This window comes from Cerasicoccus maritimus (assembly GCA_031296935.1).
In the GTDB taxonomy this organism is placed as follows: domain Bacteria; phylum Verrucomicrobiota; class Verrucomicrobiia; order Opitutales; family Cerasicoccaceae; genus Cerasicoccus; species Cerasicoccus maritimus.
On sequence record JAVDPD010000065.1, the window covers coordinates 1 to 526 of the forward strand.

General features: G+C 55.1%; 1 protein-coding gene. It reads right to left on the reverse strand.

The window, feature by feature from the left end; genetic code table 11:
• On the reverse strand, positions 1-526 hold a 526-nt coding region (locus RBB62_RS20170; protein ID WP_309401094.1), incomplete at both ends, for an integrase core domain-containing protein.

The following is a 526-nucleotide window of genomic DNA, read 5'->3' on the forward strand; positions in this document are numbered from 1 at the left end:
GGCTGGCTCCCCCTTTTTGGCCCACTTGTTATGAGAAGATTCCAGTCGGTTTGTTGTTTAGTGGGTTGGTTGGGTTGGTTGAGGTTCTGGCGTAGAGAGGCCGTAGGGCGAACGGAGCCGGAACCTGCGGATTGTTGTTTGGCAAATTGGGCTGGCGTGAGCAAGCCCAGAGATCGGTGAGGTCTTTCGTGATTATGTAGGTGACGGTAATCATCGAAGATGACGCGTGATTCGCTCAGGGTGTAGATGAGCTCGCGATTGAGGCATTCGCGGCGGAACTTATCGTTGAAGCTTTCGACGAAACCGTTCTGCCAAGGGCACCCGGGATCGATGTAGATGGTCTTGATTTTATTGCCCTTGAGCCACCCCTGGATGCACTTGGCGATGAACTCCGGCCCGTTGTCTGACCGGATATACTCAGGCGCCCCGTGTTCGGCGATGGCGTCCTTGAGCAAGGTCAGCACATCCTCGGCTTTGATGGCTCGGTCGGAATGGATGCAGTGGCATTCACGCGTGTATTCGTCGA